This is a genomic window from Paenibacillus abyssi (assembly GCF_014640295.1).
GTDB classification, from domain to species: domain Bacteria; phylum Bacillota; class Bacilli; order Paenibacillales; family Paenibacillaceae; genus Paenibacillus_D; species Paenibacillus_D abyssi.
On sequence record NZ_BMGR01000019.1, the window covers coordinates 47,243 to 65,530 of the forward strand.

The window sequence follows — 18,288 nt, forward strand, 5'->3', positions numbered from 1 at the left end:
ATCCTTCAAAGATATGATTATTGATTGCTTTCAGTCGGTCCCGTCCAGCCGGACATGCCGGGGATTACGTTTCTAACATTCTTGAAGCCTTTATCCGCGAGCAATTGACAGGCCAGATCGCTGCGGGCACCAGTTCTGCATACGACATGAATATCTTGCTCTTCGTTCAATTCCTGAATACGCTCCTCCAATTCCCCCAATGGAATGGAAATTGCGCCGGGGATCCGGTTGAACGCATATTCAGCAGGCTCCCGCACATCCAAAACCGTTACCTTTTCATTGTCTTCGAGCTTCTTTTGCAATTCTTCGTTGGTCAAGGTGTGGGGAAATTTGGTTTCCTCCTTCGCTTCACTGCTCTTGGCTTTACGCAGGTAGTGCTTCAATACCTCCCCTTCGGTATACGTACCTAAATACTGATGGCCTGTATTTTTAGCCCAGCCCTGGATATCTGCAAGTGAGCCTTTATCGGTTGCCAGTACTTCAATCACTTTGCCGGCCTCTAATTGATCGATTGCTTTTTTTGTTTTTACAATTGGCATCGGACAAGCAAGCCCCTTACAATCCAGTGTTTGATCCGCTTTAATTGTCGGCATGATTTTAACCTCCGCTTTTATATTTTGTTCTTATCAGCTTTCCTGTCAGGTGGGGATTATTCGCTTCATACTAATACCCCTATGGGTATTATAATAATCAAATTTTTTTCACCTGTCAACAGCACTGCTTCGTAAACTTCTTATTCGATGTCACCGGTCCACTCCAGCATTCCGCCTGTCATATTTACAACGTTGTAACCTTTAGACTCCAGCACTTCACAGGCAAGCCCGCTTCGATTCCCGCTGCGGCATACGACAATCGTTTCCCGGCTCGAATCCAGTTCCTGATGCCTCTCGCCAATGGATCCTAAGGGAATATGCTTAGCTCCGGGTATGTGGCCGGATTCCCACTCAGTATCTTCACGCACATCGACGATAATGAGTGCTTCACCTGATGCTAACCGTTGTTTGACTTCCTGCGGCATAACCGCCTTCGAAAATTTCCCTGCCATGCTGAATCACTCCTTAACTAGACTAAAATATCAAACCAGATTTTAACGACGGTTGCCATTATGAGTCCCGCCAGAATCCATTGCAGCGCCTTTACGTTCATTTTTTGCCCCGCCTTTGCTCCAATTGGTGAAGCAATGATGCTTGCAACAACCATAATGATCGATGGAATAAGGAGCATATGGCCTCCCATCACTTTCCCTGCGGTCGATCCGATCGAGGAGATGAACGTAATCGCCAAGGAAGAAGCGATCGCCACACGGGTTGGAATTTTTAATACGACGAGCATAATAGGCACTGTAATAAAGGCACCCGCCGCACCTACTATACCGGATAGAACACCTACAACAGCAGCTGAGATTGAAGCAATGCTTTTATTAAATTGAAGCTTGGAATAATCTTCGCTCTCCGCGCCTTTTTTAGGCATGAACATCATGATCGCAGCGATTAATGCCAATACTGCATAGGTAAAGTTAATTGCCGAATCGGGAAGAAACTTGGAGCCGTATCCGCCAATGAAGCTTCCGATGACAATCGGGATACCCATATACAGGACTAGCTTTTTATTGATAAAGTTGCCCTTCCGATATGCGAATATTCCGGCCAATGTGGCGAAAAAGACTTGAACCGCACTGATTGCCGATACTTCCTGCGCTGTGAACGCAATAAATCCTAAGGCTGCAGGAATATACAGAAGCATTGGATATTTAATAATCGAGCCTCCGATACCAACCATGCCTGATATAAAGGAACCGATGAAGCCAATCGCGAACAAGGTCAGCATCCAGCCTATATCAAGTTCCATACTTAATCCCTCCCTGATACGCTACATTTAATCATCTTTAGTGTTTACCAAGTCCCCTCCTTAATGTTTAATGCTCAGCATTTAATACTTATACCCCTATAGGTATTATGATAAGTGATGCTGTACTCTTTGTCAACAGGATGAAAAACATTTATGTTACCCGTTATGTTTTAGCAGCCTGCAAACTGCAAAATTCCAGAAAAAAAGCGGAATGCTTTGGGCATTCCGCTTACACTGATCTATTGGAAATCAATCATTTCATTATAACTACTTGATTGTCTGTATATTCTGCTTTGTACGGGCGATCCGGGTCGCTTCAACCATGTTGCGCAAGGATTCGACAGTTTCTTCAAATCCGCGAGTCTTAAGTCCACAGTCCGGATTAATCCAGAAAAGATTAGGATCCAGCACATGCAAGGCGCGTTCGATCATACTCGTCATTTCCTCTACGCGAGGAATACGCGGACTATGAATATCGTATACGCCTAAACCGATGCCCTGTTTGTAAGTGTTCAACTCAAAGCTATGAATCAGTTCACCATGACTGCGGGACGTTTCGATCGAGATCACATCCGCATCCATCGCTTTAATCGAATCAATCATGTCATGGAACTCGCAATAACACATATGCGTGTGAATTTGCGTTGTATCCTGGACCGTGCAGGTGGCCATGCGGAATGCTTTGACTGCCCATGCCAGGTATTCTGCCTGCTCATTTTCCTTAAGCGGCAGCCCCTCGCGAACCGCAGGCTCGTCTACCTGTATCATACTAATGCCCGCATGCTCAAGCGCCTCCACTTCTTGTCTAAGCGCATAGGCAAGCTGGTAGGCGATTTGTTCGCGCGGGATGTCCTCACGGACGAACGACCAATTCATTATCGTAATCGGTCCGGTCAGCATGCCTTTGACTGGGCGTTTAGTCCGCGACTGGGCATACTTTGTTTCTTCGACGGTCATTTCCCCTGTGAACGCTACATCCCCAAATATAATTGGCGGTTTAACACAGCGAGAACCATACGACTGCACCCATCCATTCTGCGTAAACGCAAAACCCGCGAGCTTCTCACCAAAGAACTCGACCATGTCGGTTCGCTCAAATTCTCCGTGCACGAGAACATCCAGGCCGAGTTCCTCCTGCAGCTTGATCCAGATATCGATCTGCTGCCGGATAAAGCCGGCATACTTCTCATGGCTCCATTCGCCCTTGCGCCACAGTTGACGGGCCTTGCGCACCTCTACGGTTTGCGGAAAGCTGCCGATTGTCGTTGTCGGGAACACCGGCAATTGCCATCTCTTCTGCTGTGCAATATGCCGCTCGGAAAAAGGGCTGCTTCGCTCCAGATGCCGATCACTAAGCGCAGCGACAGCATGCTGAATATCGCTGCGTTTGCGCTTCCCTGACTGCTTGAATGTCTCATAAGCTTGCTCGCTTTGCTCCAGTTCACCCGTAATTCCGGTTTCATCCCGAGAGAATGCTTTTGCAAGTAACACAAGCTCGTCCAGCTTTTCATCCGCAAACGCAAGAGCTTCCTTCAATTCGGATTCAAGCTTCGTCTCAAGTCCTGCCGTCACGGGAACATGAAGTAAACTGCATGACGATTGGACGATCAGGCGCTCGGGTGATACAATCTCAGCCAACTCCTCGATGAGTTCCAGTTTCTCACGAAGCGGCGCTTTCCAGATACCCCGGCCGTCTATAACACCCGCACCCAGAACCTTGTCCTCCGGAAAACCCAGTGCTTTTATCGACGACATATTTCCGGAGAAGCCATGCACGAAATCAAGCCCGATTCCTTTGACAGGTAATGCTGCAATGTCTCTATAGTGCTCAACCGATTCAAAATAGGTTTGCAGCATGATGTTTAGGTTTGGCGCTGATTCGGCAAACGTCTTATAGATTGTTTTCAGCCGCCGTACGTCAGCCTCGCTTAACTTAGTTACCAGAATCGGTTCGTCGATCTGTACCCATTCCACCCCTTCTCTGGCCAGCTCTTGAAAAATCTGCACGTAAAGCGGGAGCAACCGGTCCAGCCAGGCATCGGTCTCCGATAGGCTGTACCCTTTTGACAGCTTCAGGAAGGTAAGCGGTCCGACGATTACCGGCTTGCCCTCTATGCCGAGCTTCTCCTTAGCTTCCCTGTAAGCGATAAGGGGCTTATTCTCCGTAAGGTACGGGGATGCACCGTCCAATTCAGGAACAATATAATGATAGTTCGTATTGAACCATTTGGTCATTTCGCTTGCCGCGGCCTCCTTCGTCCCACGGGCAATCCCGTAATATACAGATAATGGCACGACGCCGCCCTTATGGCCAAAGCGTTTCGGAACAATACCGAACATGGTTGCCGTATCAAGCAGATGATCGTAACAGCTGAAATCATTGACCGGGATGAGGGCGATGCCCTTCTCCTGCTGCTTCCGCAAATGATTCAAGCGGATCTCCTGCAGTTGGCGTTGAAACTCCGATTCTTCGAGCTTGCCTGACCAGAACGCTTCGAGCGCTTTTTTCCATTCCCGATTTTCTCCAATACGCGGATATCCGAGCACACTGCTTTTCACCATCTTGTAAACTCCCCTTCGTTAGCTTTTGGAACATGCGGTTGTTTACAAAGATATCACGGTTCACCTGGTATAGCGTAACTCGATTAAACTATACCTGGATATAGCCTGTAGATATAGCAACGATGATCAGGATATTGCCTGCTTAAGCGCCTCAACGTATGCGATACCAAGTCTGGAAAGCGAAATATTGCGATGGGAAATCCAGCCGACGTTAATGCTTTCCTCAATATCCAGAGGTACCGGGATAATTTCATTGCCGTTCAGATCGGCGCTTAGCACTCCTGTCGATATGGTGTACCCGTTCAATCCAATCAATAAGTTAAAAAGCGTCGCCCGGTCATGAACACGAATGCTTTTTCTGCGGGTCACCGTACTGAGAATCTCTTCTGAGAAATGAAAGGAATTATACTCCCCTTGATCAAAAGAAAGATATGGATAATCCTGAAGCTGCTCTATAGTCACGATAGATTGCTTTGCCAGCGGGTTCCTTACACTGATGAAAATATGCGGCTTCGCCGTAAATAAGCTGTTGAACTGCAAATTAGCTTCTTTGAGCAGCTTGTTGATGACTTTTCCATTAAACTCATTGCGATATAAGATTCCGATCTCGCTGCGCAGGCTTTTGACATCCTCAATAATCTCGTAGGTTTTGGTTTCACGCAGAGCAAACTCATATTCATCCTGACCATACTCCCGAACCAGACTCACAAATGCATTCACCGCGAAAGCGTAATGCTGGGTAGATACCGAAAAATGCTGCGGGGACGGCTTAGCGTTGAGATATCGGCTTTCCAATAATTCGGCCTGCTCGACTACCTGCCGCGCGTAGCTTAAAAATTCAACACCCTCGTTAGACAATGAGATCCCTTTATTGGATCTTTCAAAAATCACAATCTGCATTTCCTCTTCTAAATCTCTAATTGCATTAGAAAGGCTGGGCTGAGAAATAAATAGCCGTTTGGCAGCCTCATTAATCGAACCCTGATTCGCGACTTCAATAACGTACTTTAATTGTTGTAAAGTCAATGAAGTACTCCCCTTAAAGAAACCTATATTAGTATGCTCTTCAGTACATTATACATTTAGAACGAGCTTTTTACGGACCCATTTATAAATGGAGTTTCACTTCTACTACCAAGCTTCTCCATAATCATAGAATAGGTCCATTGTTATAGACTAGGCCCAGTGAGGGCGATTTAATCCTCCACAATCATTGAGGTAACTTCTGGTAGACATTTAAATGAATCGCTGTATAATGAAGTGATACATAAACATTGAAACGGCAAACCCGTTGAAAGATGGGGACGCAAAGCCACGGGTCTAAAGTCGCATGCGATCATGACAGCCGGGCTGCCGAATTATCATACGTCGGCGGCTGCTCCTCTCTCAGGGAGCAGTTTTTTTATGGATCACAGTTTATCACCTTGGAGGAGATTTAGTTGACAGGTTTGTTGCGCACCGTTGTAATTTGTCTCATGTTGTCTGTCGTCACCGTGTTTTGTTTCCCCGTCTCACCTGCATCCGCAGCTGTACCACAAAAAATCTTTATGCTGAAAGCAGCCGGAAAAACAGTCCTTCTCCCGCAAGTATTCGTAAAAGGGACACCTATGATTCCATTGACTGTACTGAAGCAGTTTGGTGTTGCCATTGTGGAAAACAAGAAAGTGAAGACGTGGAAAACCATGAAGGGCAGCCACTATGCCATTTTCAAATTAAACAGCAAATCATATACACTACCCAAAAACAAAAGACAGCTGCAACAGCCGGCACAGATGATCAATCAAACGCTCTATATCCCGGCTGAAGCATTCTTCGATATTCTCAAAGCGAAAAAGGCGCTTGTCATAAGGGATGCAGCTTTTATCATTCAAGATACCAGCATTTGGACCCCGGAAAATGAAGCCGCCAATATCGTCCTTAAAGGCCAAAAACTGAAACCTGAATTTTATATTGACCGCAAAGCGGTACCGTTCAAAACGAAGCCTGTCATTGAGGGTGGGATTGCCTATTTTCCTATAAAGGAACTTTATGAATACGTTGGCGCAAAAGTTGAAGAAGATCATCGGGCCGGTAAGGTTTCAATTATTCACCATAAAACCATACACACGTATACCGATGGAAGTCCTCATTATACGTATCATGACGTCAGCGATTCGGCAGACTGGCCGGTTGAAGAACTGACCATTGAAGGTGATGTACCGGTAAAACGGATCAACGGTGTCTTTATGATGCCGCACGTCGGCTTTGACGGCCCTACTGCTGTTCGGAACCCTACCAACCTTCAATATGGAGATGTAGGGATCGTTGCCAACGGACGGTGGATTTTTGAAAGACAAGTTTATTATACCTACAACATCAGAAGCTTCTATCGGGATATTGATGAACACGGTAACGAAATAACCGATTCCGATGAAGACATGGACGGCGGAAATGAAAAAGCGACCTTTGTTTCTTTCATGAGCAAATCTTATACCGTTAAGGATAAAGGCACGCAGTATTGGGGCGGAATGGTGCGGAATCAAAACCTGTCCGGCGGCAAAGTACGCCGTATGGAAATCGAATTTAATTCACATCTTGAAAACGGCAAAGCGGTAGGCGCCCTGGTGTATAAAACGGAAATTATGGATACGGAAGGGAATTATACCGCCGAGAGCGAGAAATCGATATACACCGCCGTCCCTCTGAAAGACGGTTTCCCCTCCTTCTCGTGGGATGAAGCCATGACGGCGCTCGACATTAAAAAATAAATCTGCTCATCCTAAGAGGAACGATCTGCATGAATAAAAACATAGCCAGCCGCGCTCCAGGAATTTTCCGGATAGCCCCTATAAAAAAAGCTCCTGCAGATGCAGGAGCTTTTAATATGACATTGACCAGCGAAGAAGATGGAATTCAACGTCGAGATGTTCATCGGTTAATCGAAAAAGCACATGACGTCGCTTTGAAAATTCAGCAAATAATTTACGCTATCATGAAATGAATAGCCAGATACAGATGACAAGTCGAAAATAAAGCCGGTGCTGGAGAATTCCGCAAGACTTTTTTATTGAATTGAGTACTGAATGGTTTTCGAAGGAGAACGATATTGTTAACCTTAAAGAACCGGTTCTGCCGCTTATGCAACAAATAAACAACTTTATTTCAATTAAAGAACTTTATTTTTCCTCACTAACATAGCATAGTCACTCTTTTTGTAACCGTTTAATTTTTTGTAATATAACTGTAATTTTTCCTTCATGTTACATTCATGTTCCCCGCCTATAATTTAACACATGACCCCCCTTTATTATATATTCTCTCTTGTGCCTGCGGTTTGTTCCGCAGGCATCTTTGTGTCTTAGGACAGCAAATGCTTTTTTAAAAATGGAAGAACCTGCTGCCAAAACGCCGGGTCTTTCTCGGATACACTGTGGCCCTCCGAATCCACCAGCAGATGCTCAACCGGCACTTTCTTAACCAGCTTCTGCAGATCATCCGCTGGAATAAATCCGTCACGAACAGAATGCACCATCAATACAGGGGTACCGCCTGCTGACAGATTGCGCTCCAGTATGGAAGGAATATCGGACTGGCGGATATCTGCCCTGGAAATGCCTGACCGCCACAGCCATATCCACGGAATCAAATAGCCCAGCGGGAAAATCGGCAGCTTTCGCCGCTTCAACTCCGCTGTAAACATCGTGTCAAAGCGGATCGGCGTGGAATCCGTAACGACTGCCCGTACAGGAAGTCCTTTACCCAATGCAAGCAAAGCCCCGAATCCGCCCATTGAATGACCCAACACCGCAATTCGCTCCGGGTCGACACCTGGCTGCCTCTTCAAAAAGTCCACAGCCGCCGTTACGTCATCCCGGAACATCAGTCCGGATGGCGCATTGATCGGGTCGCTATCGCCATGGCTACGGGCATCGAACAACATCACCGCTATACCGCTGTCATAAATCGGCCCGGCATAACGAAGCACGCGCGACCGATTGGAGCCCCAGCCATGCGCAATGACAACCGCCGCACAGCGATCAGCATTCGGAGGCATAGCGATCCATCCGTGCAGCTTGGAACCTTCACTTTGAAAGGTCACTTCTTCATACGGCACATCGGGCACGATTTCATTGGGCATTAGGCGTGGACGTTGGCTGGCAACACTCATTTTCCATATTCCCACAGCGACAAGTATTAAGATCCCCATTCCGATTAAGCTGATCGTCCACCACAGCACACAAACTCGCCCCTTTGGCATTTCATTTGTTTATACCGATTTCACTGCTTCTACAAATTTGCTTGCCCTTTCCGTCAACAAATGAAAATCGCCGCGGCGTACCCAATCCAAATTCACCAGCTTGCTGCCCATGCCGACGCTGCATGCTCCAGCCGCAAAATAGTCCCTGATATTGTCCAAATCAACGCCGCCTGTAGCCATCATAGGAATGTTGTTCAGCGGGGCGCGTACTTCCGCTAAATACTTCACCCCTAGCGTTGCCATCGGAAATATTTTTACCGCTTCCGCCCCTGCCTTCCATGCCCTCACGATTTCCGTGGGCGTCATTACCCCAGGCCATACCGAGACGCCATGCCGTACACCGTACGCAATGACTTCCTCATCGAGGTTTGGAGAGATCAGAAATTGTGCGCCTGCAGCGACAGCCTCCTCGGCCATCGCCAGATCCAGCACGGTGCCCGCTCCAATGGCCGCTTTTCCGTCAAATTTTTCCCGCCAGCGATGGATAATCTCCGTTGCGCCTTCCGTATTCATCGTTACTTCCATCAGCCTGATCCCGCCATCTATTAATGCTTGACCTGCTTGATCCGCATGCTGATTCTCTATATTACGAAAAATGGCTACGATTTTTTCCTCTACAAGCATCTTTAACATGGTACTCATCGTTCAACCTCCCATTTAAAAAAACCTCACTACTGGTTATTGTAACCAAGCTTTTGCTCAGGAACAAGCATTTGTGACGGGATAAGCGCCCGGTGCATACAATGCATCAAGACGAAAGCCCAATTTAAAAATAAGGGAGTTTTGTATGCATGTCGAATGAATCTGTAAGATATTCAACCGTAAGAGCAGGTGGCTGTGGCTGCGGAGGTGCTGCCCGCGCAGTAATGCCGCCACCGCCGCCGGCACCGCCAATCCCACCTGGTCCTGGGCCAGTTCCCCCAGGAGGAGGGATGTTCCCTCCAGGACCGGGCGGCTTCCCCGGCGGACCGGGCGGATTCCCCGGCGGAACGGGCGGCTTCCCCGGTGGACCGGGTGGCTTCCCCGGTGGACCGGGCGGATTCCCCGGTGGACCGGGCGGATTCCCCGGCGGACCGGGTGGGTTCCCCGGTGGACCGGGTGGGTTCCCCGGTGGACCGGGTGGGTTCCCCGGCGGACCGGGTGGGTTCCCCGGCGGACCGGGCGGGTTCCCCGGTGGACCGGGTGGGTTCCCCGGCGGACCAGGCGGCTTCCCCGGTGGACCGGGTGGGTTCCCCGGTGGACCGGGCGGCTTCCCCGGTGGACCGGGCGGGTTCCCCGGTGGACCGGGTGGGTTCCCCGGTGGACCGGGCGGGTTCCCCGGTGGACCGGGTGGGTTCCCCGGCGGACCGGGCGGGTTCCCCGGTGGACCGGGCGGGTTCCCCGGTGGACCGGGCGGGTTCCCCGGTGGACCGGGCGGGTTCCCCGGTGGACCGGGCGGGTTCCCCGGTGGACCGGGCGGGTTCCCCCGGTGGACCGGGCGGGTTCCCCGGTGGACCGGGCGGGTTCCCCGGTGGACCGGGCGGATTCCCGAGCGGCTTCCCGAGCGGGTATCCTATGGGATCTTTCCCTCCGGGGCCACTCTCTCCTGGACCCGGGCCGATCACTCCTGGACCAGATCCGTCCTCTCCCGGTCCTGGGCCTTTCTCTCCCGGTCCTGAGCCTTTCTCTCCGGGACCGTGGACGTTCCCGCCAGGGCCTGGACCTGGAACATTTCCAAGACCTGAAGAGGAATAGGCCCTAGCCAATCCAACCAACAAAAAAACCGCCAGTGTGAATTCCATTGGCGGTTTTTTAATTTCAATCCATTGTTTTTTAATTTCAATCCATTAATGAAGACAAATTCGCGTGATTACGCTTCATTCTCGCAGCGCATCAACGGAAAGCTTTATCCGATACATAGATATACCGTTCAAATCTCGCCATCACATGAAACTTTTGCTCCGGGTAGTTCTCATATAAGTACTGGACGAAATGCCCAGGTTTCTCGCTATTAAAGGCAAATACGTCGTAATGCAGCGGAACGGCGGTATCCATCCCAGCAGCCACAGCGAGCTCTGCGGCCTCGCGGTAGTCCATGTTGCCGGCGAGATTATTCGATCTACGGAAAAAATCTCCGCCGTTAATCGGCAGCAACCCCAGATCAATCTTCTGTTCGCTAAGCGTATCGACTAACTCCGGATACATGACGGTATCTCCTGCATGATATACTTTTACACCATTAATCTCCAATAAGTAACCGACATACTTGTGCCGGCCTTGCGAATCGAATTCCATTTCCTCATGTGCTGCTGCCACCGGCTGTACACTGATTTCTCCAAATGTATATCGCTCACCCACGATCGCATCCGTGATGCGCTCCTCCGGGACGCCGCAGCCTAACAGCTGCTGCCTGCAGCAGGCCGGTGCAACATAAGCAGTGTGGGGGCTGTTTTGGGCCATCGCCCGAATGGTTCCTTCATCCAAATGATCGGCATGCTCATGCGTGATCAGGCAGACATCTGCATTCGTAATCGTCTCCGGCGGAAACGGCGCAGGGTAGGCTCGTTGAATGCCCGCTGCATTCTCCAGGTGATCGGATACGTAGGGATCCACATAGACGATCGTCTGCGTTCCTTTCATGATGACGCTTTCTTGACCGATAAACCACACGGCGACAGCGCCATGCGGCAGACTGGAGGCGTTCACTTCCTCCACCCATTGTTTTGGCGTTCTCTTCATTGGCATCATGATTCCCCTCTCATCTTTAGCACTACCCGGACAACCTCCGGCTCTCCAAAAAAAGCTCATCCTATGACGCGGGCTGGTTTCCTTCCACAAATTATACAACGGTAATTTTATTTCTGCCTGCGAGCAGCCTGAGCTCGCGGCTAATTAGCTCATACATCCTGTCGTCCGGATCAAATTCCATTCCATAGAGGAACAACTGACCGCCAACCTGCTGCTGCCAGCGAATCGTACCCTTCAGCTGCAGCGGCTCCTCATTTAATTGAATATGAATGATGAGCTTTATCTTGTTGTGTGTATGGCGCAAATCAAGCTTAGCGGCAAATCTGCAGCCCGCTTTGCTTACATTTATAAACTCGGCTCTGGCCAGTTTGGTATGTACCGCTTTCCCGTTTATATCCACGATTTGAAACCGGCAGCTTTCCGGTTCTTTTAATAAGTATCGAAATGGCTCTTTTCTGCGTGTAAGCACCATATATTTCCCCCACTAACGAAAATAGGATCACATTCAGTATACGCTATTTATACCCATCGTAACTATTTCACCATATTTTCGAGCGTTGAAACAAAAAAAAGGCATAACCCCCTGAGGGCTATGCCGAATAAGCCATTGTATTGCAACTCGCGCTTGCAAATCCAATCCATTGATTTGATGCATTAATCATTAATCACGCCAATGTTTAACGTGCTTCTTCCTTGATTGCTTTCAACCGTTTCATGACGTCATTAGCTCCGCGTCCGAAATAATCGTGCAGCAGGTTGTACTCATGGCACAGCTTATCATACACCGCAACGTTCTCCGGAATCGGCTTGAACGTCTCTTCGCGGACGCGCGCCATATTTTTCGCTGCTTCCACGATGCTGTCATATCCGCCTTTGGCAGCGCCTGCCGCCACCGCACCGAACATCGCTGCGCCGCCCTCTCGGGTAGCTTTGAGCTTGTTATTGTCTTATCCGATTTCCTCTCGGGTAACCTCAAGCCTGTCATTGTCTCATGCTACCCTATCAGGTAACTTCAAGCCAGTCATTGCCTCATAAGGCACCCTCTTTGGGTACCTTGCACTTGCTGCTGCGGCCATCCCGTGCGTCCTCAGTTACACAACGTCGTAGCCTTGATCCTCAATCGCCTCTTTGATTTTCTCCACTGAGACATTCGCCTCATCATAGGAGACTTTAACAGTTTTGGCACCCAGGTCAACTTCTCCCTTTGCACCAAGCTGTTCCATAGCGCCTTCGACTGATTTTACGCAATGACCACACGACATGCCTTCTACTTTCAAGATCACTTCTTGCATCGTTTATCTCTCCTTTATTTAATAAATTTATTACTTGCCATATTAACCTGCCGCTATTTTAACCATACCCCAGTAATGTATAATGGGTTGAAATAAAAGTTGAAATCGCTAAACGTATGACATCATTCAACGAGTTCAACTCCATATCTATTTCACCAGTTTGTTAATCGTTGTCAGCAGTTCATCAAGCACTTCCCGATCGCCAGATTCGATTCGCTCGACGATACAGCTTCGCATATGGCCTTCAAGCAGCAGCTTGCCCACTCCATTCAAAGCCGATTGAATCGCAGCAATCTGGTTTAACACATCATCACAATAGACATCCCGTTCAACCATCCCCTTGACCCCGCGAACCTGACCTTCAATCCGGTTAAGACGCGATACCAGGTTGGACTTGAATTTATCGGAATGATGACTCTTGCGTTCATCTGCGCTGCTTGTATGACAGCTTCCATCTTCGCAAACTTCGGCCATTGCCACATCATGATTGAGATCCATGTGTATCACCACCCTTGTTGAACTGTTTCCGTAATTGAATCTTAACATACCCCCAGTGGGTATGCAACTGTTAATTGTCCGGCGATTCAGCATTCAACAACTGTTAGTCATCTACCAACACTTTGGTTATGCAGCTGTACGCTGTTTAGCGATACTCTGCCAGACGTTTTTGCAAATATTCGATGACATTCTCCGCCATATCTTCCCGCTTCAGCGCCAAATCAATGGTCGCCTGCACGAATCCAAGCTTATCCCCAACGTCGTAACGATTGCCTTGGAATCGATGAGCGGCAATCGATGAGAGGCTGTTCAATTGCTGCAGACTGTCTGTCAGTTGAATCTCTCCGCCTTTGCCGGGTTTGGAAGTTTCCAATAAGCCGAAGATAGCCGGGTCCAACACATATCGTCCGACGACTGCCAGATTGGACGGCGCTTCGCCGCGTGCCGGCTTCTCCACCAGATTGCGGATCCGGTCTGAGCCATCCGGCTCAAGCGATACGATACCATACCGCTCTGTATGATCCCACGGCACCTCCATGACTGCTACCACGGACGACTCATCCTGCTCATACCGATCGATCATCTGCCGCAAACAAGGCGGATTCGACATAAGGATATCATCGCCGAGCAGAACGGCAAACGGCTCATCGCCAATAAAGCTTTTTGCGCACAGAACTGCATGGCCAAGCCCCAGCGGCTCGTGCTGCCTTATATAATAGATTTCCGCCATTTTGGAAATATTGCGAACAAGAGAAAGCGTACAGTCATCCCCGCGTTCCTCAAGTGTTTTTTCCAGCTCAACTGATTTATCAAAATGGTCCTCGATCGCCCGTTTATTTCTGCCCGTCACAATCATAATGCTTTCAATGCCCGACTCGACCGCTTCCTCTACGATGTATTGGATTGCCGGTTTATCGATCAAGGGCAGCATTTCCTTCGGCTGCGCTTTAGTAGCCGGCAAAAAACGGGTCCCTAATCCTCCAGCCGGTATGATAGCTTTTCTCACTTTCTGTTTGCTCATCATTAGACTCCCCTTGATATCAAAATGCAGCTGCCCGGAAATTAACGGCATCCCCTATTCCTATGGCAAAATCATACCATAAATGCATGAAAAAAAAACCTTCTCACCCCTGATTTGACAGACATCACCCATCATGCCAAACTTAATCTGAATCCATACATTCACTAAAGAGGAGTGCATGTCATGTTGAATACGCAGACCCTTCGCACCTCACGCAGGGATGAAATGATCGACATTACGCGTCAAGTATCCGCCATCGTATCGCAATCCGGCATCACCGAAGGCCTTGCCGTCATTTACTGTCCGCATACGACCGCAGGCATTACCATCCAAGAGAATGCCGACCCAGACGTGAAGCTTGACGTACTCATGCGATTGGATGAGGTCTATCCCTGGGAGCACCCCAAATACAGGCATAGTGAAGGCAATACGGCTTCTCACCTTAAAGCCATGACCACGGGAACCTCACAAACAGTCATTATTGATCGCGGCAGGCTGCTGCTCGGAAGATGGCAGGGCATTTACTTTTGCGAATTTGACGGTCCCCGCTCACGGGAATACCACATCAAACTGCTGACTACAGATTGAATGCATATTTTTCTGCGTATCCGCCATCCTAATTCGGGGAATAAAAACAACCCACAATCGGAGGCGAATGAACACATGAATATGAACCAAGGCACAATCCAGCAGCAGCTGCAGCAATGCGGGCAAATGATCGGACAGCTTATCCAACAAACTCAGCAGGCTTCCCAGCTGTATCAGCAAATGCTGCAGCAGGAGCAGCAAAACGCCATGCAGCTGGAGCAATTGGCACATCGCGAGCAGCAGGCCGTACAGATGATTCAACATGCTCTGCAGGGGCATCAGACTGCTATGCAGCAGATGCAGCACGTCGTTTCGATCTGTCATCAGCTCGAGCATGGCATGCAAAGCAGCATAACGGGGATGACGTCCCCTAGTGAGCACTACGGAGCGCAAGCTCCAATGAGCGGCGGCACCATGCACAGCATGAACACTGGCAATCAAAATAGAAGCTTCCAATAATAATGGAAGAAGGCAGTCAGCAACGTTAATCCGTCGCTTGACTGCCTTCTGTCGTTTTTGTACGTTAGTCCTTTTCCACCAGGTTCCGGTCGAGGTAACCTTCCAACGTATTCGAGATCTCAAATACCGTATGCGCCAAATCGTAATTCTCGAAAGCATGCTCGCATTCGGACTGATAGGCGATGTCGTAATCGTAATGGCTTAAATGATTAGCAATGACTTCTTCACTAAGGCCGAGATCACGCTGGCGCTTTTCCACCGTTGCCCGGTCTGCATAGATGAAGAGCCGGATGACGTGATCGCCGTAGGTTTGCTTCAATATTTCCGCTCCGTCGCGGTTCATAATCAGATAAATGCATCCGTTATTGGCAAAGCTATGCTCAATATCGTATTCACGGAGTCCGTATTTATTGTTGTTGATCGTGACGCTTTCTAAAAATTCATTTTGCGATTCCATCTGCTCATACAGATCCATGGAGATAAAATGGTAATCTTGCCCGTCGACTTCCCCAGGTCGTGGATCGCGTGTCGCATAAGAAAGCACCTTTTTCAATCCGAGTGTTGCCCCTACACTATCAGCAACGGTTTTACGGCCTGAACCATCCGGCCCCGTGAAGACAAAAATCAGTTCTCGGTCTTTCAGCTCATACATATCCATAACCTCCTCATCGGTACATTAGGTGCAGCACTTTTTGATAATGACTCACCTTAATGGATTAATTATAAACAAAAATAACCGTACTGGTCAATTAAAGTCAACTTTTCTCACTCATTCCTCAATTTACTCTATAAATCTCTATTTTTCATCGTAAACATACTATTTTCGCATCAGAGATTACACTTGACAAATCGGCCCTTATTTATAATAATTATAAAAAGAGAATTAGTATATATTTTTTGGGAGGGGCGAGCGAAACTGTGACTACTAAATATAATACAATTATAGTCGGGACCGGACCTGCGGGATTGACCGCTGCAATTTATTTGGCAAGAGCGAATATGAACCCATTGGTGCTGGAAGGACCAGAGCCTGGAGGACAGCTTACAACAACTACCGAAGTGGAGAATTTCCCGGGATTTCCCGATGGCATCATGGGTCCTGAGCTGATGAGCAACATGCGTAAGCAAGCGGAGCGCTTCGGCGCCGTGTTCAAAAGCGGCTGGGTAACGAGAACCGACTTGAGCCAGCGCCCATTCAAGCTGGAGGTGGATGGATTCGGCGAGCTGCAAGCGGAGACCATTATCCTCTCTACCGGCGCATCAGCTAAATATTTGGGGATTCCGGGCGAGAGAGACAATGTCGGACGCGGCGTGAGCACCTGTGCGACATGTGACGGCTTCTTCTTCCGCGGGAAAAAGATTATTGTGATCGGCGGCGGCGATTCCGCAATGGAAGAGGCTAATTTCTTAACGCGTTTTGCATCAGAAGTTCGCGTGGTTAACCGCCGCGATGAATTGCGGGCCTCGAAAATCATGCAAGATCGCGCACGTGCCAATGAAAAAATCACTTGGAGCCTGAACCGTACTCCAGTTGAAGTCGTTGCCGGCGGACTTGGCGTAACCGGCTTGAAAGTGCGCAATAACGAAACAGGCGAGGAAGAGCTGCTGGAAACAGATGGCGTATTCGTCGCAATCGGCCATACGCCTAACACCGGATTTTTGGGCGGACAAATAGAAACCGATGAGACTGGGTACATTATTGTAAAGCCAGGCACTTCGGAGACCAATATCCCTGGCGTGTTCGCTTGCGGCGACGTACAGGATAATAAGTACCGTCAGGCGATTACTGCAGCAGGCAGCGGCTGCATGGCAGCGCTCGACTGCGAGCGGTTCTTGGAAGCACATGAAGCAGCTCACGCCTTTGTATAAGGCCAGTTAATTTAAATAGATAAGAGAGGATGATTTGAAAATGAGCACAGCTATACATGAGGTATTAAATCGTCAAATCGCAAGCTGGAGCGTACTGTACGTGAAGCTTCACAACTACCATTGGTATGTGAGCGGACCGCAATTCTTCACATTGCACGCGAAATTCCAGGAGCTTTACGAGGAAGCCGCGCTTCACGTCGATGAGCTCGCAGAGCGTATTCTTGCGCTGCAGGGCAAGCCGGTTGCACGGCTCAGCGACTTCACGACCATGTCCAGCGTAAAGGACGCTGCAGGCGATGAAACCGCCGAGCAAATGGTAGAGGCATTGATCACCGATTACTCCGTACTGATCGCGCAGCTCAAGGATGGCATTGCAAAGGCGCAGGAGCTAAACGATGAAACGACCGCTGATCTGCTGCTGGTTATTCATACAGGTCTGGAGAAACATGTATGGATGCTTAAGGCTTTTAACGGCAGATAAGCTTAACATAAATAAAGGGCAGTCAGGTGAACATTCCCTGACCGCCCTTTTTTGATTTGAGCTGGTTAAAGCCAAGCTTCATCCCAGCTTGATCAGGCAGCTTCCCGCCGGCTTGCCATCCCATAAACATTCCATGCGGTCGCCATCCTGCAGCGCGCCTACTCCCGCCGGCGTGCCGGTAAAGATAACATCTCCCGCTCCCAAGCCATATTGGCTTCCTATATACTCGATCAGCTGTGCCACTGGAAACAACATATCAGCGGCATTGCCCAGCTGCACCTGCTGCCCGTTGCGAAGCAGCGCGAACTTGCTTGCCTTCAGCCCCTCGGCTCCCGGATAAGACATCCATGGCCCGATCGGCGCCGAGCCGAGAAATCCCTTGGCAGCCAGCCAGGGCAGCCCCTTCCGCTTCAGCGTATCCTGCACCTCGCGAAGGGTGAGATCAAGTCCGAGGGCCATTGCATCCACACAGTTGTCCACATCGGTACCGGATGTATAGCTTTTGCCGATTCGCAGCACAATTTCAACCTCGAAGTGAACCGCTCCCCGGTCACCTGGAAGTTCGATCACCCGGCCATCCATCGGGACCAACGAATGAGAGGGCTTCTGGAATACGAGCGGCTCCTGCGGCACTTCATTGCCTAGCTCTAACGCATGAAGCCGATAATTCCGTCCAATACAATATACGTTGCAAATGTCGTTCATC

General features: G+C 49.2%; 21 protein-coding genes, 1 pseudogene and 1 riboswitch. Of the genes and pseudogenes, 7 read left to right on the plus strand and 15 right to left on the minus strand.

Annotated features, from left to right (window positions below; translation table 11 throughout):
* Positions 1-17: 17 nt before the first annotated feature.
* From IEW11_RS22295 to IEW11_RS22315, 5 genes are all read right to left on the minus strand, one after another.
* Entirely contained in the window at positions 18-593 is a 576-nt protein-coding gene (locus tag IEW11_RS22295; protein ID WP_188533295.1) for a sulfurtransferase TusA family protein, read from the minus strand.
* A 140-nt stretch (positions 594-733) separates the two neighbouring features.
* Positions 734-1,045 carry a rhodanese-like domain-containing protein gene (locus IEW11_RS22300; RefSeq protein WP_188533296.1) on the minus strand — a complete coding sequence of 104 codons (312 nt, stop codon included), beginning with the start codon at positions 1,043-1,045 and terminating at the stop codon, positions 734-736.
* A gap of 17 nt (positions 1,046-1,062) precedes the next feature.
* Positions 1,063-1,848 carry a sulfite exporter TauE/SafE family protein gene (locus tag IEW11_RS22305; RefSeq protein ID WP_188533297.1) on the minus strand — a complete coding sequence of 262 codons (786 nt, stop codon included), beginning with the start codon at positions 1,846-1,848 and terminating at the stop codon, positions 1,063-1,065.
* 267 nt (positions 1,849-2,115) lie between these two features.
* On the minus strand, positions 2,116-4,410 hold the full coding sequence (metE, locus tag IEW11_RS22310; RefSeq protein ID WP_188533298.1) for a 5-methyltetrahydropteroyltriglutamate--homocysteine S-methyltransferase: 2,295 nt from the start codon (positions 4,408-4,410) through the stop codon (positions 2,116-2,118).
* A gap of 126 nt (positions 4,411-4,536) precedes the next feature.
* Positions 4,537-5,436 (minus strand): LysR family transcriptional regulator, encoded by a 900-nt coding sequence (locus IEW11_RS22315; protein WP_188533299.1) that lies wholly within the window; start codon positions 5,434-5,436, stop codon positions 4,537-4,539.
* Between the two features lie 245 nt (positions 5,437-5,681).
* Positions 5,682-5,768: riboswitch (cyclic di-GMP riboswitch) on the plus strand.
* 81 nt (positions 5,769-5,849) lie between these two features.
* On the opposite strand from IEW11_RS22315, the gene IEW11_RS22320 reads away from it, so the two are divergent.
* Positions 5,850-7,157 (plus strand): stalk domain-containing protein, encoded by a 1,308-nt coding sequence (locus tag IEW11_RS22320; RefSeq protein ID WP_188533300.1) that lies wholly within the window; start codon positions 5,850-5,852, stop codon positions 7,155-7,157.
* Positions 7,158-7,186: 29 nt separating this feature from the next.
* Positions 7,187-7,390: a hypothetical protein gene (locus IEW11_RS22325; protein ID WP_188533301.1), complete on the plus strand. Its 204-nt coding sequence runs from the start codon at positions 7,187-7,189 to the stop codon at positions 7,388-7,390.
* Between the two features lie 357 nt (positions 7,391-7,747).
* On the opposite strand, the gene IEW11_RS22330 is transcribed toward IEW11_RS22325, so the two are convergent.
* Together IEW11_RS22330 and IEW11_RS22335 are read right to left on the minus strand one after the other, a co-directional pair.
* On the minus strand, positions 7,748-8,626 hold the full coding sequence (locus IEW11_RS22330) for an alpha/beta hydrolase (RefSeq protein ID WP_229725576.1): 879 nt from the start codon (positions 8,624-8,626) through the stop codon (positions 7,748-7,750).
* A gap of 30 nt (positions 8,627-8,656) precedes the next feature.
* Positions 8,657-9,289, minus strand: a complete 633-nt coding sequence (locus IEW11_RS22335; protein ID WP_188533302.1) for a bifunctional 4-hydroxy-2-oxoglutarate aldolase/2-dehydro-3-deoxy-phosphogluconate aldolase — start codon at positions 9,287-9,289, stop codon at positions 8,657-8,659.
* Between the two features lie 540 nt (positions 9,290-9,829).
* On the opposite strand from IEW11_RS22335, the gene IEW11_RS25255 reads away from it, so the two are divergent.
* On the plus strand, positions 9,830-10,381 hold the full coding sequence (locus tag IEW11_RS25255; protein ID WP_188533303.1) for a hypothetical protein: 552 nt from the start codon (positions 9,830-9,832) through the stop codon (positions 10,379-10,381).
* A gap of 138 nt (positions 10,382-10,519) precedes the next feature.
* Here the strand turns inward: IEW11_RS25255 and IEW11_RS22345 are convergent, their stop codons facing one another.
* From IEW11_RS22345 to galU, 6 genes and pseudogenes are all read right to left on the minus strand, one after another.
* Positions 10,520-11,374, minus strand: a complete 855-nt coding sequence (locus tag IEW11_RS22345) for an MBL fold metallo-hydrolase (protein ID WP_229725578.1) — start codon at positions 11,372-11,374, stop codon at positions 10,520-10,522.
* Between the two features lie 91 nt (positions 11,375-11,465).
* On the minus strand, positions 11,466-11,846 hold the full coding sequence (locus tag IEW11_RS22350; RefSeq protein WP_229725579.1) for a PilZ domain-containing protein: 381 nt from the start codon (positions 11,844-11,846) through the stop codon (positions 11,466-11,468).
* A 205-nt stretch (positions 11,847-12,051) separates the two neighbouring features.
* A pseudogene (locus IEW11_RS22355) lies at positions 12,052-12,306 on the minus strand (ribulokinase); the annotation flags it as partial.
* A 159-nt stretch (positions 12,307-12,465) separates the two neighbouring features.
* Positions 12,466-12,666 carry a copper ion binding protein gene (locus tag IEW11_RS22360; RefSeq protein WP_188533306.1) on the minus strand — a complete coding sequence of 67 codons (201 nt, stop codon included), beginning with the start codon at positions 12,664-12,666 and terminating at the stop codon, positions 12,466-12,468.
* A gap of 147 nt (positions 12,667-12,813) precedes the next feature.
* A complete protein-coding gene (locus tag IEW11_RS22365) occupies positions 12,814-13,140 on the minus strand; it encodes a metal-sensitive transcriptional regulator (RefSeq protein WP_229725590.1) in 327 nt (108 codons plus the stop codon).
* Between the two features lie 169 nt (positions 13,141-13,309).
* The gene (gene galU / locus IEW11_RS22370; protein WP_188533308.1) at positions 13,310-14,188 is read right to left on the minus strand and encodes a UTP--glucose-1-phosphate uridylyltransferase GalU; all 879 of its coding nucleotides are present in this window, start codon (positions 14,186-14,188) and stop codon (positions 13,310-13,312) included.
* A gap of 180 nt (positions 14,189-14,368) precedes the next feature.
* Between galU and IEW11_RS22375 the strand changes: the two genes are divergently transcribed.
* Positions 14,369-14,773 carry a secondary thiamine-phosphate synthase enzyme YjbQ gene (locus IEW11_RS22375; protein ID WP_188533309.1) on the plus strand — a complete coding sequence of 135 codons (405 nt, stop codon included), beginning with the start codon at positions 14,369-14,371 and terminating at the stop codon, positions 14,771-14,773.
* Between the two features lie 75 nt (positions 14,774-14,848).
* Positions 14,849-15,232 carry a hypothetical protein gene (locus IEW11_RS22380; RefSeq protein ID WP_188533310.1) on the plus strand — a complete coding sequence of 128 codons (384 nt, stop codon included), beginning with the start codon at positions 14,849-14,851 and terminating at the stop codon, positions 15,230-15,232.
* 64 nt (positions 15,233-15,296) lie between these two features.
* On the opposite strand, the gene IEW11_RS22385 is transcribed toward IEW11_RS22380, so the two are convergent.
* Entirely contained in the window at positions 15,297-15,884 is a 588-nt protein-coding gene (locus tag IEW11_RS22385; RefSeq protein ID WP_188533311.1) for a guanylate kinase, read from the minus strand.
* Positions 15,885-16,150: 266 nt separating this feature from the next.
* Here IEW11_RS22385 and trxB point away from each other — a divergent pair, with 266 nt between their 5' ends.
* A complete protein-coding gene (gene trxB / locus IEW11_RS22390; protein ID WP_188533312.1) occupies positions 16,151-17,101 on the plus strand; it encodes a thioredoxin-disulfide reductase in 951 nt (316 codons plus the stop codon).
* A gap of 40 nt (positions 17,102-17,141) precedes the next feature.
* Positions 17,142-17,582, plus strand: coding sequence for a Dps family protein (locus IEW11_RS22395; protein ID WP_188533313.1), 441 nt, complete (start codon positions 17,142-17,144; stop codon positions 17,580-17,582).
* Between the two features lie 78 nt (positions 17,583-17,660).
* On the opposite strand, the gene IEW11_RS22400 is transcribed toward IEW11_RS22395, so the two are convergent.
* Positions 17,661-18,287 carry a fumarylacetoacetate hydrolase family protein gene (locus IEW11_RS22400; protein WP_188533314.1) on the minus strand — a complete coding sequence of 209 codons (627 nt, stop codon included), beginning with the start codon at positions 18,285-18,287 and terminating at the stop codon, positions 17,661-17,663.
* Position 18,288 lies beyond the last annotated feature (1 nt).